Here is a 15,273-nt window from a genome sequence, read left to right on the forward strand (position 1 = left end):
GTGACGACGCGCGGGCGCGCCCGGCCACTCAGAGATAGCCGCCGATCGCGGGCGGGGCGGCGGGCGCGGCCGGGGTGCCCGCCCGCAGCGCGTACAGCTCGGCGAGGGTGGCGCCCTGGGGCGGCACCCCCGCCGCCGTGCCCAGCCATCCGGTCGCCTCCTTGTACGACAGCGGGCCGACCTCGATCCGGGCCAGGCAACGCCCCGGGCGGACCACCGCCGGGTGCAGCCGGGACAGGTCCTCGTTCGTGGTGATCGCGACGAGCACGTCACGTCCCTGCCCGAGCAGCCCGTCGGTGAGGTTGAGCAGCCGGGACAGGGCCTGCCCGGCGGCCTGCTTCGCCTCGCCCCGGATCAGCTCGTCGCAGTCCTCCAGGATGAGCAGCCGCCACCGGCGGCCCGTCCCCTGCTCGCCGTCCTCGTCCCCGACCGCCACCTCGGACAGGTACGCCGTGTCCGCGAAGAGCACGTCCGGGTCGAGCACGGCGTCGACCTGGCACCAGTCGCGCCAGGAGCGGGCGAGGGCGCGCAGCGCGGTGGTCTTGCCCGTCCCGGGCGCCCCGTGCAGCAGCACCAGCCGGCCGGAGAGGCGCTCCGGGGTGGTCGCCATCAGCGCGTCGAGCGCGTCGCGTGCCGCGGCGGCGTAGTTCGGCCGGATCGCCGCCCACTCCGGCGCGGCGATGGACCGCACGTCGCGCTGGCTGCCCCGGCGGGGGTTCTGGTGCCAGAAGCCGATCCGCCCGGCGCCCGGGTCCTCCGGTTCGGCGGCGCCGTCGACGATCCGGTCGAGGGTCGCCCGGCCCAACTCCTCGGAGACCGCCGTGACCGTCACCTCGGCGCCGCGTCCCTTCCAGGTGACCACCCGGGCCGTCCAGCCGTCGCCGGCCAGCAGGCGGGACCGCTGCCGGTTCTCCACCGCCGTGCGCAGCAGCCGCCCGTCCGGGGCGGTCAGCGGCGCGTCGGGGCGCACCCGGGAGAGCCGGACCGTGTGCGACCACGGGTGCCGGCCGGTGACGAAGTCCGCCAGGACCAGCGCGTCGATGACGTCGCAGGGGGTGTCCGCGTCGTCGTACTGGAGCATCGAGGGAATGCCGGTGCCGGGTGCCTCGTCCGCTTCGGGGCTGGTTCGCATCCGTCGATGATCGCGAGCCGGCGCGCGTCCGTACAGTCGTTTACCCCGCCACGGCGTCGACCCGGTGCAGGAAGTGCTCGCGGGCGGCGGCGTACCGCTCGCGGATGGCGGGGACCGGGGTGGCGGCGTACTCCTCGGTGCCCTGGACGGACCACGTGGGGGGCGCCGCGCCGCCTAGGGCGACCCAGGCGGCCTGGCGCGCCGCGCCGTCGGCGACGTACTCGCCGGGCGGCGGGACGACCACCGGCACCCCGAGGACCTGCGGCGCGATCCGGCGCACGGCCGCCGAGCGGGCGCCGCCGCCCACCAGGATCACCCGGCGCACCGTGGCGCCCTGCGCGGTGAGCGCGTCGAGGCCGTCGGCGAGGGCGCAGAGCAGCCCCTCGACGGCGGCGCGCGCCAGGTGGGCCGCCGTCGAGGTGCGCAGGGTCAGCCCGTGCACGGCCCCGGACGCCAGCGGCCGGTCGGGCGTCCGCTCGCCCTCCAGGTAGGGCACCATGACCAGCCCGTCCGCGCCGGCGGGGGCGGCCAGCGCCAGCCCGGCCAGCTCGTCCAGGCCGACCCGGAGCATCGACGCGGCGGCGTCGAGCACCCGGGCCGCGTTGAGCGTGCAGACCAGGGGCAGGAAGCGGCCGGTGGCGTCGGCGAAGCCGGCGACCGTGCCGCTCGGGTCGGCGGCCGGGGCGTCGGCGACGCTGAACACGGTGCCGGAGGTGCCGATCGAGACGACCACGTCGCCCGGGCCCGCGCCGACGCCGAGCGCGGCGGCGGCGTTGTCCCCGGTGCCGGGGCCGAGCACCGCCCCGCCGTCGGGCAGGCCCCGGAGGGTGTCGGGGCGTGCGGCGCCGGCCGGCTCCGCCGGACCGAGCACCGTCGGCACGTGCGGGCGCCGGCCGAACGCCCGCTCCAACAGGTCGAGCCGATAGTCGCCGGTGGCCGGGGACCAGTAGCCGGTGCCGCTGGCGTCGCCCCGGTCGGTGCGCAGCGCCGCCAGGCCCGCCGCGCCGGCCAGCCGCCAGGTGAGCCAGTCGTGCGGCAGGCACACCGCCGCCACCCGGGCCGCGTGCTCCGGCTCGTGCCGGGCCAGCCAGCGCAGCTTCGTGGAGGTGAAGCTGGCCACCGGCACGCTGCCCACCGCGTCCGCCCAGAACCGGCGGCCGGCCTCCCCGCCACCGGCCTCCTCGACCAGCTCGGCGGCGGCCCCGGCGGAACGGGTGTCGTTCCACAGCAGCGCCGGCCGGACCACGCCGCCCGCCTCGTCGAGGCACACCATGCCGTGCTGCTGGCCGGCGACGGAGACCGCCGCCACGTCGGCCAGCCCGCCGGCGGCGTCGACCGCCGCGCCCAGCGCGGACCACCACGCCGCGGGGTCGACCTCCGTGCCGTCCGGGTGCGGCGCCCGGCCCTGCCGGAGCAGGGCGCCCGTCTCCGCGTCCCGGACGACGACCTTGCAGGACTGGGTCGAGGAGTCGACCCCCGCGACGATCGGCATCGCCGGCGGCCTCAGCGGGCGCCGAGCAGGTGCTCGACGGCGAGCTGGTTGAGCCGGACGAAGCCGAAGCCCCGCGCGGCGGCCCCGTCGACGTCGAACTCCTCGAACGCGGAACGGTCGGCGAGCAGGTCGGCGTAGCCCTCCCCCGGCGCCAGCGTCGGCGTGCCGAGGTCGGCGACCCGGCTCACGGCCAGCGCCTCGGCGACCTCCGGGTCCGCCCGGAACGCCGCCGCCCGCTCCTTGAGCAGGAGGTAGGTGCGCATGTTCGCCTCCGCCGACGCCCAGACGCCGGTCATGTCCTCGGTGCGCGAGGGCTTGTAGTCGAAGTGCCGGGGGCCGTCGTAGGCGGGGACGCCGCCGGGGCCGCCGTGCTCCAGCAGGTCGACCAGCGCGAACGCGTTCAGCAGATCGCCGTGGCCGAAGACGAGGTCCTGGTCGTACTTGACGCCGCGCTGCCCGTTGAGGTCGATGTGGAACAGCTTGCCCTGCCAGAGCGCCTGGGCGATGCCGTGGGCGAAGTTCAGGCCGGCCATCTGCTCGTGCCCCACCTCCGGGTTGAGCCCGACCAGCTCGGGGCGGGCCAGGGTGGAGATGAAGGCCAGGGCGTGCCCGACGGTGGGCAGCAGGATGTCGCCGCGCGGCTCGTTCGGCTTGGGCTCGATGGCGAAGCGCAGGTCGTAGCCGGAGTCGACGACGTACTGGCAGAGCAGGTCGACGGCCTCCCGGTAGCGGTCCAGCGCGGCCCGGACGTCCTTGGCGAGGTCGTACTCGGCACCCTCCCGGCCGCCCCACATCACGAAGGTGCGGGCACCCAGCTCCGCGGCGAGGTCGACGTTGCGCAGCACCTTGCGCAGCGCGTACCGCCGGACGTCGCGGTCGTTGCTGGTGAAGCCGCCGTCCTTGAAGACCGGGTGGGTGAAGAGGTTGGTGGTCACCATCGGCACCACCAGGCCGGTCTCGTCGAGCGCCTTGCGGAAGCGGGCCACATGCCGGTCGCGGGTGGCGGCGTCCACGCCGAAGGGCACCAGGTCGTCGTCGTGGAACGTGATCCCGTACGCCCCCAGCTCGGCGAGCCGGTGCACCGCCTCGACCGGGTCCAGCTCGGAACGGGTGGCGTCGCCGAACGGGTCGCGGGCCTGCCAGCCCACCGTCCAGAGGCCGAAGGAGAACTTGTCGGCGGGGGTGGGACGGGGTGCCATGGCAGACCTCCGGGGGTGTCGTCCGCTATTTGTTCAGTGGTTGAATTATTTGATCGGCCTGTGGCAGTGTCAAGGGGTGACCCGACCCGACGCCCCGCCCGGGGCGGTGCGGCAGGGCAGCCTGCGCGAGTGGAACCTCGCCGTGGTGCTCGGCCGGATCGCCGCTGCCGACCGCCCGCCCTCCCGGGCCGAGCTGGCCGCCGGCACCGGCCTCACCCGGGCCACCGTCTCGGCCGTGGTGGAGGACCTGCTGGCCGGCCGGTTGGTCGCCGAGGCGGAGCCGACGCCCCGCACCGGCGCGGGGCGGCCGTCCCGGGGCCTGGTGCTCGCCACGGACGGCCCGGCCGGGCTCGGCCTGGAGATCAACGTCGACTACCTGGCCGCCTGCGTGGTCGACCTCGCCGGCCGGGTCCGCCACCACACCGTGCACCGCGCCGACCTGCGGCCCGTCTCCCCCACCGAGGCGCTCGCCCGGCTGGCCGAGCTGGCCGCCCGCGCCCGCGCCGACGCCACCCGAGAGGGGCTCACCCTGGCCGGCGCGGCCCTCGCGGTGCCCGGCCTGGTCGACGACGCCGGCCTGGTCCGGCTCGCGCCGAACCTCGGCTGGCGCGACGTGCCCGTACCCGCGCTGCTGGGCGCGGGGGCGCCGCTGACCGCGCACGTCGACGGCGTACCGCCGCTGGTGGTCGACAACGAGGCCAACCTCGCCGCGCTGGGCGAGTTGCACGCCGGCCCGGCGGGCCGGCCCAGCTTCCTGCACGTCTCCGGGGAGGTCGGCATCGGCGCCGGGATCGTGCTCGACGGAGCCCTGTTCCGGGGCGCGCGCGGCTGGAGCGGCGAGATCGGTCACATCCCGATCCGGCCCGACGGCCCGCCCTGCCGGTGCGGCGGGCGGGGCTGCCTGGAGACGTACACCGGGCAGGAGGCGATCCTGGCGGCGGCCGGCCTCGCCGGCGCGGACCTCCCGGCGGACACCGCGACGACCCGGCTGGCGGAACTGGCCGGGGCCGGCGACCCCGCCGCGCTGCGGGCCCTCGCCGAGGCCGGGACGGCCCTGGGGGTCGCCGTCGCCGGCGTGGTGAACCTGCTGGACCTCGACACCGTGGTGCTCGGCGGCGGATACGCCCCGCTCGCGCCGTGGCTGCGCCCGCCGGTGCTCGCCGAGATCTCCCGGCGGGTGCTCACCGCGGCCTGGTCGCCGGTCACCGTCCGCCCGGCGGCCCTCGGCGCCGCCGCCGCTGCCGTCGGTGGGGCCGGTTCGGTGGTACGCCGGATCCTGGCGCGCCCGGCCGGCTGGCTGGCCCGCCCGGCCTGAGTCGCCTTCCTCCGATGGCGGCGCGGCTTCGCCTCGGTACGCTTGCCCCGAGGCAACGACCACATCCGAGGAGTGCACGACCAGCATGCGCACAGGTCACCAGACCGGGGCGCCCGGCGAGCCGCGGTGACCAGCGCTCCCCGGGGCGGTGTCACGGGCCCGGCCGAGGGCGGGCAACCCGGCCGCTCCCCCGGCGCCGCGCGGCCGGCCGACTCCCGGCTCACCCGGGAGGTGCTCGACAGGCTCGCCGAGGCGGTCGTGACGGCCGACCGGGCGGGGCTGGTGACGCTGGTCAACGCGATGGCGACCACGTTCCTCCCCGAGGTCGCGCCCGGCACGGACCTGAACACCTGTCCGGTACCGGCCATCGCCCGGGCGATGGGGGCCGGGGCGGACAGCTTCGACACCGAACACGGCGGCCGCCGGCTGTGCGGCGTACGACGCGACCTGGCCGACGGGCGGCACGCCTGGTACGTGCGGGACGTCACCGAGGAACACGCGCGCGTGGAGGCGCTGCACGTCGAGCGTTCCCGGACGGTGTTCCTCGCCCAGGCCGGCAGCCGGCTCGGGCTCTCCCTCCAGCGTGAGCAGACGCTGCGGACCGCGACGACCCTGCCCGTGCCCTACCTCGCCGACCTGGCGATGGTGGTCCACCTGCCGCCCCCGTCCGCGCAGCCGCACTGGATCCGGTACGACGGCGTCGACCCCGCCCCCGCGACCGGGCTGGCGGGCTGGTCGCTGACCGACTCGCTGCCCGGCCTGGCCGAGGCGCTGGCCGGCCACGCGGTGGACCCGGCCCGGTGGCCGGACGGGGAGACGGCCGACCTGTCCACCGTGCTTCCGCCCGGCTTCGGCCGGCCCGGCACCGTGCTGACCAGCCCCATGCGGGGCGCCGGCCGCACCACCGGCGCCCTGGTGCTGGTCCGGCGCGCCGGGCGTGCCGGCTTCGCCCGGCGCGACATCGAGCTGGCCCGGGAGTTCGCCGCCCGCGCGGGCGCGGCCCTCGGCGCCGCCGAGCTCTACGGCGAGCAGGTCCACCTCGCCCGGGTGCTGCAGAACAGCCTGCTCCCGCCCGACCTGCCGGCCGTACCGGGCGCCGCCCTCGCCGGCGGGTACCGGGCGGCCGGGGACCGGCTACGCATCGGCGGCGACTTCTACGACGTGTTCCCCGTGCCGGGTGGCGCGATCTTCGCCCTCGGCGACGTGGCCGGCAAGGGCGTCGGCGCGGCCGTCCTCACCGGGCGGGTCCGCCAGTCCCTGCGGACCCTGCGCCTGGTCGAGCAGCGCCCGCTGGAGTTGATGGGGCTGCTCAACCAGGCGCTCTTCGACGCCCCGGACGCGGCCCGCCGCAGCCAGTTCACCACCCTGTTGCTCGGCACCCTCGACGCGGCGCCCGACGGCGGCGTCGGCGTCCGGATCGCCGGCGGCGGTCACCCGTCCCCGCTGCTGGTCCGCGCCGACGGCGTGGTCACCCCGGTCGCGGTCGGCGGGATGCCGGTGGGCGCGCTCGCCGCCGCCCGGTTCGCCGAGGCCGAACTCCACCTCGCCCCCGGCGAGCTGCTGCTCGCGTACACCGACGGGGTCCTCGAGGCGCGCGGCGGCCCCGGCGGCCAGGATCAGTTCGGCGAGGAACGGCTGCGCGCGGCGCTGGCCTCGGCCGCCGGGCTGCCCCCGGCCGCGCTGGTCGACCGGCTCCTCGGGGCCGTCGACAAGTGGCTCGACGGGCAGAGCCAGGACGACATCGCGATGCTGGCCGTCTCGGCCGCGCCGGCCTGACGTCGCGGCCGCGCGTCCGCTGGCCGCGCCCGACCTTCGGCGCACCCGTCGACGGGGGAAGCCGCCGTGGTGGTCCCCGCCGCCCGGGTCAGGCCGTCCGGGCCACCCGCGGCCCGGTCCCCGGCCGCTCCCGCGTCGACAGGTCGACCGGCCGCTCCTGCGTCGGCAGGCCGATTGGGTGCTCCAGCGGCACGCCCGGCCAGGGGTCGGCCGCCTCGACGGACTGCACGGACGCGTTCCGGTGGCGCGCCGCCTCGTCGAACTCCCGCATCCCCCGCAGCAGGGCCTGCCGCCCCTCAGAGGTCATGTCGGCGAGGATCGCCGCGAGCTGCTGGCGCCGGTCGTCCCGCAGCTCGGCGAGGAGCCGGCGGGCCTCCGGGGTGAGGTGCAGCGAGATCTCCCGCCGGTCGAACCGGCCGGGCTCGCGCTCCAGCATGCCCGCCGCCACCAGCCGGTCGCAGAGCCGGCTGGCGGAGGAGAGCAGCATGTCGAGCCCGGTGGCCAGGCGACGGAGGTTGATCCCGTCGTGTTGCTCGACCAGCATGATCGCGCGCAACTGCGCGCCGGAGACCCTGCTGGTCGTCCGCTCCCGCGCGGCCTCCCAGACCGTCAGCAGGGCGTCGGCCACCGTGTCGAGCTCGACGGCCATACTCGTCTCGGGTCCGTAGGGACCGTGCACTTCCGCCATGGTGGGCCCGACACTACTCCGAATCCACTGGTCTGGGCTCGTGATGAAGGAGCGATGATGAGCGAACCGGTCAACCGGGCACGGCGCGTCCTCAACGAGGCGCCCGCCGACCTCCTGCTGGACCGGATCGCCGACGTCCTCGCCGCGGGCTACGGGATCACCCGGGTGGACCTGCTCCAGGTCGACTACCGGTTGGCGGCGCTACTCCCGCTGGTCGGGGAGGAGCCCGTCACCGCGCCGGGGCACCCCGCCTGGCGCTGCTTCGACCACCAGAGCCCGACCGTCGCCGACGACACCGGCTACCTCCCGGTGTCCATGCGCGGGGAACGCCGGGGCGTGCTGGTGGTGGCCCCCGCGCCGGGCCGGCCGGCCGCGCTCGACGAGCTGACGGAGATCGCCACCGCGCTCGCCCACGAGATCGCCGCGGTCACCGACGGCACGGACGTCTACCGGTCCGCGCGCCGCAGCAGGCGACTCACCCTCGCCGCCGAGATGCAGTGGGAGATGCTCCCGGGCCGCAGCCGGACCCGCCCGTCGTTCAGCCTCGCCGGGCAGCTGGAGCCGGCGTACGCCGTGCGCGGCGACAGCTTCGACTGGTCCGACGACGGCACCCGGGTCTGGTTGTCGACCATCAACGGCACGGGTGAGGGGGTGACCGCCGCGATGCTCACCTCGCTCGCCACCCACGCGCTGCGCAACGCCCGCCGGTCCGGGCTCGGCCTCGCCGACCAGGCGGCCCTCGCCGACCAGGCCGTCTACGACCTGCACCGGGGCGACCGGCACCTCGCGGCGCTGCTGATGGAGCTGGACCTGCGCTCGGGGCTGCTCACCGTGGTCGACGCCGGGTCGCCCCGCCTCGTGCTGCTGCGCGACGGGACGGTGCGGGAGCTGCCGCTGGAGGCGCAGTTCCCGCTCGGCATGTTCGAGGCCACCGACTACCGGGAGCAGCGCTTCGAGCTGTGCCGGGGCGACCGGCTCTTCGTGGTCAGCGACGGCGTCATCGACGCCACCGGGCAGGACGTCCGCTACGGCGAGACCGCGCTGGACCGGTTCCTGCGCCGGACCGGGCCGATGGAGCCGCTGGACGCCGTCCGCTCGCTGATCGGCGACCTGCGCGCGTTCGTCGCCGGCGACCTGATCGACGACGCGGTGGTGGTGTGCCTGGACTGGACGGGCCCGCAGGACTGAGCGCGCGGGCCGCTCAGTAGGCCCCCCGGCTGTTGAGCACCGCGCCGAAGGTCTTCCAGAGGATCGTCAGGTCGGCCGCGAGCGACCAGTTCTCCACGTAGTAGAGGTCGAGCCGGATGCCGTCCTCCCAGCTCAGGTCCGACCGGCCGCTGACCTGCCAGAGCCCGGTCATGCCGGGCTTGACCAGCAGCCGGCGGGCCACGTCGCCGTCGTAGCGGGCCACCTCGGAGGGCAGCGGCGGGCGGGGGCCGACCAGGCTCATGTGCCCGAGCAGGACGTTGACCAGCTGCGGCAGCTCGTCCAGCGACCACTTGCGCAGCAGCCGCCCGATCCGGGTCACCCGCGGGTCGTCGCGCATCTTGAACATCAGGCCGTCGGTCTCGTTGCGGGCGGCCAGCGCGGCCAGCAGGGCGTCGGCGTTGACCACCATGGTGCGGAACTTGTAGACGCCGAACTCCCGCCCGCCCTGCCCGACCCGGGTCTGCCGGAACAGCACCGGCCCCCGGCTGTCGATCTTGATAGCCAGGGCCACGACGGCCAGCAGCGGCAGCAGCAGCGTCAGGGCCACCGAGGAGACGGCCCGGTCGACGAAGCCCTTGACCAGCTTGCGGGCCCCGCGGAACTCCGGCGCCTCGACGTGGATCAGCGGCAGGCCGGCGACCGGCCGGGTGTGGATGCGCGGGCCGGCGACGTCGGTCAGCGCCGGGGCCACCACCAGGTCGATCCCGGTGCCCTCCAGTTGCCAGCCCAGCCGGCGCAGCCGGGTGGCGGTCAACTCGCCGGAGGCGGTCACCGCGACGGTGTCCGCGCCGATGGCGGTGGCCGCCTCGGGGATGCCCCGGAACGAGCCGACCACCGGCACGTCGCCCAGCCGCTGCGCGACCGGGGCGAGCAGCGCGTCCGGGATGCAGGCGCCGACCACCTGGTAGCCCGCGTACGGCTCGCGGCGCAGGGTGTGCACCAGCTCCAGCACGTGCGCGGTGTCGCCGACCACCAGCACCTTGCGTGACCAGCCGGCGCCCTCGGACCGCGCCCGGTGCAGCCGCTTGCGGGCGGCGAACCGGGCCACCTCCAGGCCGAGCATGCCGACGGCGAACGAGATGCCGAGGAAGCCCCGGGAGACGCCGACGTCGGCGATGTAGCCGGCGATCGCGATGCCGCCGGCGAGGCGCAGGCTGGCGGTGCCGACCCGCCGGTACTCGTCGGCGCCGTAGCCGAGGACGCGGTCGTCGTAGCAGCGCAGCACCCGCAGCGAGACCAGCCAGGCGAGGACCAGCCCGGGGGCGACCAGGACGTACGGGATCTTCGAGCCGCCGGGAGCGTCGTCGCCGAACCGGGCGACGTACCCGACGAGCACGGCGACGGTCAGGACGGTGGTGTCCAGCACCACCAGGGAGCGGACGTAGGCGCGCTCGCGGCTGCGGGCCGGGCCTGGCCGTGGTTCGTCCGGTCTCGACGACGTGCTGGCGGGGGTCAACAGCGTCGCTGAGGTCACCGGCCCTCCCCACTTCGGTCGCCGACGGCCCGTACGGCGGGCCCGGGGCGCGGGCCCGACACAGGGGCACCATGACATCCTGCCCCGCCGACCATGGTCGCCGATTGCTTCGGACGCATTACCGTCACTACTTTCCCCGAGGAACCCCTTGTCGGGAAAGGGCCCACGGCACCCGGTCCCGTGCGGCGGGTCCGCCCCGCGCTGCGTTGCGGCTCAGGCCGGGGCCTTGCGCAACGCGATCGCCTTGAGGAAGATGTCGCCGATCTTGGTCGGATCCTCGGTGACGAAGGCGCCGCCGCCGGTGACGTCGGTGATCGACTTCAGCTCGGCCCTGCTCACGTCGCCGCCGATACCGATGATCACGACCTGCACCGGCCGCTCCGGGTCCTTGATCTTGTTCAGCTCGCCCAGCAGCTTCTGCTGCGTGATGCCGTCGGCGTCCTCGTTCTTGCCGTCGGTGAACAGCACGAGCGAGTTGACCCGGCCGGGCTCCCAGTTCTCCTGCACCTGCTGGTACGCCGCCAGCACCGTGTCGTAGAGGCCGGTGTTGCCGGTCGAGGAGCGGATCGAGCCCAGGGTCTGTTCCAGCTTGCCGCGCTGACGGGACAACGGCCCGATGGGGAGCAGTTCCCGGTGGTCGACGGAGCCCACCAGTTCCGTGGAGAACGTCCAGAGGCCGATCGACCAGGAGTCGTCGAAGAGGTTGAGCCCGCGCCGGGCCGCCTCGACGGTGACCTGCTGCCGGGTCGCGTTGCCGGCGTTGGCCACCTTCTCCTTCATCGACCCGGAGACGTCGATGACGGCGAGCATCCGGCCGGACTGGGTGGCGATCGACCAGCTGGAGACCGCCCGGTCCATGGCCTGCGGGTCGAGCCCGCCCGGAGCCGATCCACCACCGTTGGCCGGCGGGGCCGGCGCGCCGCCGGCCGGGCTGGGCGCCCCCTGCGGCGCGTCGAAGCCCGCGCCCCAGTTGCCGTCCGGCGCGCGCAGCGACTGACGCGCCAGCCGGTCGTGGAAGTTGTCGGTGACGAGCACCTCGTAGAGCACCCGCGCCGCCGACGCCTTGGCCGGTTCGATGCCGGGCAGCACCGCGTACGGGTAGTCCAGCGGCGCGGGCGCCGGCTCCAGGTAGAGCGCGGCCAGCGGCACCGGTGGCTGCCTGCTGTTGTACTGGATCACGTCCTCTTCCGAGAGCGCCGCCGCGCCCAGGCTGCTCGCGATCGTCGTGGGATCCGAGGCGGTGGGGAACCGGGCGAGCAGGTCCGGCCGCAGCGCCGAGCGGTCGGTGGCCAGCGCCCGCAGCGCGGCGACCTTCTCCTTCTCGGCGTCGGGGCCGCCGGAGGCGCTGGCGGCGGCCGTCAGCGAGAGCAGGCCGGACAGGCCGGCGGCGTCACGGGTCGGCTCGACGATCCCGGTGCGCAACGGCTTGTCGCTCTGCACCTGCTGCAGGAGCTGGGTCCAGCTGAACTTCTTCTGCGGCCAGCCCAGCCGCGTGGCGACCGGCTGCGGCATCGCCACGACCACCGGGCTGCGCGCGATGGACGCGCCGATGTCCGGCTCGAAGGCGGTGGCGCCACCGGTCTTGAGCCGCAGCAGCCACGTGGAGGAGTCGGGCACCCAGACGTCCGGGCTGACCGACGTGCCGCTGGCCTGCCCCACGCCGGCCAGGGTGACGCCGTGCTTCGCCGCGACCGTCGCGGCCACGTCGACCGGATCGGACGCCGAGACGTTCACCGCGATGCAGGTGCCGCCCACCGCGGCGCCGTTCTTCACCCACTTCGCCGCGGCGGCGTCGACCGCCGGGGCGAGTTCGGCGGCGACGGCGACGGAGAGTTCGATCCGCCCGGAGCAGTCCGGTTGCGTCAGCTGCTGGTAGCCGAACCAGCCGCCGGCCGTGACGGCGAGGACGCCCACGGCAGCGGCGGCGGTGGCTGCGTGGACGTTCCTACGCATGCGATGGCGGCCTGCTGACACGGTGACCATCTTGCGGACCCGCCAGGACGACTGCCACGGGCCGTTCGGACGAAAGTTACGCAGAAGAAATAGTTGATCGCCAAATTGTCACGCTCAGCGAGCGGGCCGCCCCGTGGTGTCGACGTCGCCGGAATGATGGCTGGTCAGGGCATCACACATGTGGGGCTCGCCACTGCCACGGGCTCCCCGACCGGAGCCGGCACGCCGGTGCCCGCGTCCACCCGGAAGACCCGGATCATGTCGGCCCGTTCGTCGGCGACGTAGAGGTGCTCCCCGGCCAGGGCGAAGTGCCGCGGCCACTCCCCGCCCGTGTCCACCTCGGCGACCAGCTCCGGCAGCTCGCCGGCGACGGCGAAGACCGCGACGGTGCCCACCCCCCGGTTCGCGACATAGAGGAAGCGCCCGTCCGGGCCGACCGCGATCTCCGACGGCTGGACGGGCCCGGTCCGGTCGCTGGCCTCGACCCGGCCCCGCTGGTGCAGCGCACCGCCGCCGGTCAGCTCGTAGGCGGTGACCGAGCCGTCCAGCTCCCCCGCCACCCAGCAGCGCCGCCCGTCGGGATGCCGGGCCAGGTGCCGGGGGCCGACGCCGGCGGCCGTGCGCACCCGGGGCGCCCGGGGCACCAGCCGGCCCGAGGCGGCGTCCAGGTCGTAGCGGTAGATCGAGTCGGTGCCCAGGTCGACCGCGAGCAGCGGGCCCCGGCCCGGGTCGGGATTGACCATGTGGGCGTGCGCGCGGTCCTGGCGCTCCTGGTCCGGCCCGTGCCCCTCGTGCGCCACCAGGTCGCTGCGCTCGCCGGGCACGCCGTCGGGGTCGAGCGGGAACACCGTCACGCTGCCGCCGCCGTAGTTGGCCACGACGAGGTGGCCGCCGTCCGGGACGACCGCCAGGTGGCAGGGCTCCGCGCCCCCGGTGGACCGGGTGCCGAGCGCGGTGAGGCCGCCGTCGGCGCCGACCCGGAACGCGCTGACCTGCCCGTCCGGCAGCTCGTTGACCGCGTACAGCACGGGCAGCCGCGGGTGCCGGGCGAGGAAGGAGGGCGAGGGGGTGACCGCGACGGTGCCGAGCGGGGTCAGCTCACCGGAGGCGGGGTCACGCCGCACCGCGACGATGCCGGTGCCCCGGCCCCCGCTGTGCGCCGTGTAGCCGCCGATGTGGACGATCTCGCCCTGACCTGTCACCGGATCCGCCCTCCGCCGATTCCTCCGTCGATCCCACCACCCTTCCCACTGGGCCGCCCGCTTAGCCCCGAAAACCCCGCCGAATCGCGGCGGCCCGCCGGAAGACGCCCGCCCGGACCGCCGCCGCGCCGGCTCAGGCCGCCGGCACGGGCTCGCCGCGCTGCCGGGCCACGTGCTCGACCAGCGCGATCAGCACCTCCTTGCCGGACTGCCGCTCCCGCGCGTCGCAGAGCACCAGCGGCACGTCGGGGTCGAGGTCCAACGCCTGGCGTACGGACTCCAGGCTGAACCGGCGGGCGCCGTCGAAGCAGTTCACGCCCACCACGAACGGCACGCCCCGCTGCTCGAAGTAGTCGATCGAGGGGAAGCAGTCGGCCAGCCGGCGGGTGTCGGCGAGCACCACCGCCCCGAGCGCCCCGAACGCCAGCTCGTCCCAGAGGAACCAGAACCGGTCCTGGCCCGGGGTGCCGAAGAGGTAGACCTGGAGGTCGTCGTTGATCGTGATCCGGCCGAAGTCCATCGCCACCGTCGTGGTCGACTTCGCCTCGACGCCGGAGAGGTCGTCGGTGCCGATGCTGGCGCCCGTCAGCACCTCCTCGGTCTGCAACGGCCGGACCTCGCTGAGCGCGCTCACCAGCGTCGTCTTGCCGGCGCCGAACCCCCCGGCGATCAGGATCTTCAGCGCGAGCGGGATCCGGGGGCCGGATCCGGTTCGGTCATAGCGCACGGAGTCCACTGACCACCGCCTTGAGGATGTCGTCGTCGGGCAGGTACGCGGCGGCCGTCGGCTGGTGGACCGCGATCAGCCCCCGCGCCCGCAGGTCGCCGAGGAGCACGCGGACCACGCCCACCGCGAGGTCGAGGTCGGCCGCCAGCTCGGCGACGGGGACCGGCCGGGCGGCCAGCTCCACCAGGCGCCGGTGCTCGGGGTGCAGATCCGGGTGGACGGTCGGGTCGGCGGCAGCCTCGGCCAGCACGTACGCGACCAGGTCGAAGCCGTCGGCGCCCGACCGGACCCGGCCGCCGGTCAGGGTGTAGGGCCGCACGACCGGGCCGGCGTCGTCGTCCAGCCACTCGTGCTGCGGCCCGGGCGACTCAGCCCGCATCGGCGGCCCCCGCCGTCGAACGGGCCGGGGCGCTCAGGTACTCCCCGACCCGGGTGACGAGCATCGCCATCTCGTACGCCACCAGGCCGATGTCCGCGTCCGCGTCGCTGACCACGGCCAGGCAGGCGCCCTGCCCGGCCGCCGTGACGAAGAGGTAGGCGGACTCCATCTCCACCACGGTCTGCCGGACCGCCCCGCCGGCCACCTGCCGGCTGGTGCCCCGGGCCAGGCTGGAGAAGCCGGACGCCAGCGCGGACAGGTGCTCGGCGTCGGCCCGGTCCATGCCGGCGGAGGAGCCGATCAGCAGCCCGTCCGCCGAGAGCACCACCGCCTGTCGGGCGGCCGGCACCCGTTCCACCAGCTCGTCGAGCAACCAGTCGAGATCGGCACTCTGCCTCGTCGGATGCATCAGGCGTCCCTCTCAGTCGCGGTCATGGGTTCGGTGTCCACCGGCCGTGCGGCCGGCGTCGGGCTCGGGTCCTCGCGCGGCGGGTCCGGCCGGCCGGCGGGGGCGGCCCGCTCCGGGGCCGTCGCGGTGGCCGCCGCGCGGCCACGGGCGGTGCCGGACTGCAGGGCGGACATGATCCGCCGCGCCTCCTCCGGGCTGCGCGGGGCGGGACTCTCTATCACCGGCTGCCGCAGCGTCGGGCCGTCCAGCGCGGGCGACCGCCCCGGGGCGTCCCCGCCGGATGGCTGGCCCCCGTTCGGGGCCGGCCGCCGGGGCAGG

Annotated in this window: 13 protein-coding genes and 1 pseudogene; 3 read left to right on the top strand and 11 right to left on the bottom strand. The window is 75.7% G+C overall.

Going from position 1 to position 15,273, the window contains the following annotated elements:
• Positions 1-28: 28 nt before the first annotated feature.
• Genes AB0G13_RS01935 through xylA form a run of 3 tightly spaced genes read right to left on the bottom strand, consistent with a single transcriptional unit; the run spans position 29 to position 3,823 of the window.
• Positions 29-1,132: a DUF5925 domain-containing protein gene (locus tag AB0G13_RS01935; RefSeq protein ID WP_357867425.1), complete on the bottom strand. Its 1,104-nt coding sequence runs from the start codon at positions 1,130-1,132 to the stop codon at positions 29-31.
• 40 nt (positions 1,133-1,172) lie between these two features.
• The gene (xylB, locus tag AB0G13_RS01940) at positions 1,173-2,624 is read right to left on the bottom strand and encodes a xylulokinase (protein WP_357867428.1); all 1,452 of its coding nucleotides are present in this window, start codon (positions 2,622-2,624) and stop codon (positions 1,173-1,175) included.
• Between the two features lie 11 nt (positions 2,625-2,635).
• Positions 2,636-3,823: a xylose isomerase gene (xylA, locus tag AB0G13_RS01945; protein ID WP_357867431.1), complete on the bottom strand. Its 1,188-nt coding sequence runs from the start codon at positions 3,821-3,823 to the stop codon at positions 2,636-2,638.
• A 76-nt stretch (positions 3,824-3,899) separates the two neighbouring features.
• Here xylA and AB0G13_RS01950 point away from each other — a divergent pair, with 76 nt between their 5' ends.
• Positions 3,900-5,138 (top strand): ROK family protein, encoded by a 1,239-nt coding sequence (locus AB0G13_RS01950; RefSeq protein ID WP_357867434.1) that lies wholly within the window; start codon positions 3,900-3,902, stop codon positions 5,136-5,138.
• A gap of 126 nt (positions 5,139-5,264) precedes the next feature.
• On the top strand, positions 5,265-6,914 hold the full coding sequence (locus AB0G13_RS01955; RefSeq protein WP_357867436.1) for a PP2C family protein-serine/threonine phosphatase: 1,650 nt from the start codon (positions 5,265-5,267) through the stop codon (positions 6,912-6,914).
• Between the two features lie 88 nt (positions 6,915-7,002).
• Here AB0G13_RS01955 and AB0G13_RS01960 read toward each other — a convergent pair whose 3' ends face one another.
• The gene (locus tag AB0G13_RS01960; RefSeq protein WP_357867439.1) at positions 7,003-7,593 is read right to left on the bottom strand and encodes a MarR family transcriptional regulator; all 591 of its coding nucleotides are present in this window, start codon (positions 7,591-7,593) and stop codon (positions 7,003-7,005) included.
• 66 nt (positions 7,594-7,659) lie between these two features.
• On the opposite strand from AB0G13_RS01960, the gene AB0G13_RS01965 reads away from it, so the two are divergent.
• Positions 7,660-8,790 carry a PP2C family protein-serine/threonine phosphatase gene (locus AB0G13_RS01965; protein WP_357867442.1) on the top strand — a complete coding sequence of 377 codons (1,131 nt, stop codon included), beginning with the start codon at positions 7,660-7,662 and terminating at the stop codon, positions 8,788-8,790.
• A gap of 13 nt (positions 8,791-8,803) precedes the next feature.
• On the opposite strand, the gene AB0G13_RS01970 is transcribed toward AB0G13_RS01965, so the two are convergent.
• From AB0G13_RS01970 to AB0G13_RS02000, 7 genes and pseudogenes are all read right to left on the bottom strand, one after another.
• Entirely contained in the window at positions 8,804-10,285 is a 1,482-nt protein-coding gene (locus AB0G13_RS01970) for a sugar transferase (RefSeq protein WP_357867445.1), read from the bottom strand.
• Positions 10,286-10,498: 213 nt separating this feature from the next.
• Positions 10,499-12,259, bottom strand: coding sequence for a substrate-binding domain-containing protein (locus AB0G13_RS01975; protein ID WP_357867448.1), 1,761 nt, complete (start codon positions 12,257-12,259; stop codon positions 10,499-10,501).
• Between the two features lie 143 nt (positions 12,260-12,402).
• On the bottom strand, positions 12,403-13,440 hold the full coding sequence (locus tag AB0G13_RS01980; RefSeq protein WP_357867451.1) for a lactonase family protein: 1,038 nt from the start codon (positions 13,438-13,440) through the stop codon (positions 12,403-12,405).
• A 133-nt stretch (positions 13,441-13,573) separates the two neighbouring features.
• Entirely contained in the window at positions 13,574-14,176 is a 603-nt protein-coding gene (locus AB0G13_RS01985) for an ATP/GTP-binding protein (RefSeq protein ID WP_357867454.1), read from the bottom strand.
• Positions 14,157-14,546 (bottom strand): DUF742 domain-containing protein, encoded by a 390-nt coding sequence (locus AB0G13_RS01990; RefSeq protein ID WP_357867457.1) that lies wholly within the window; start codon positions 14,544-14,546, stop codon positions 14,157-14,159. The genes AB0G13_RS01985 and AB0G13_RS01990 overlap by 20 nt, the downstream gene beginning before the upstream one ends.
• Positions 14,536-14,955, bottom strand: a complete 420-nt coding sequence (locus AB0G13_RS01995; protein ID WP_357867460.1) for a roadblock/LC7 domain-containing protein — start codon at positions 14,953-14,955, stop codon at positions 14,536-14,538. Before AB0G13_RS01995 ends, AB0G13_RS01990 begins: the two co-directional genes overlap by 11 nt.
• Positions 14,955-15,273: pseudogene (locus AB0G13_RS02000) on the bottom strand (ATP-binding protein); the annotation flags it as partial. The gene AB0G13_RS01995 and the pseudogene AB0G13_RS02000, both read right to left, overlap by 1 nt.

Source organism: Micromonospora sp. NPDC023633 (assembly GCF_040640035.1).
Classification (GTDB): Bacteria; Actinomycetota; Actinomycetes; order Mycobacteriales; family Micromonosporaceae; genus Micromonospora.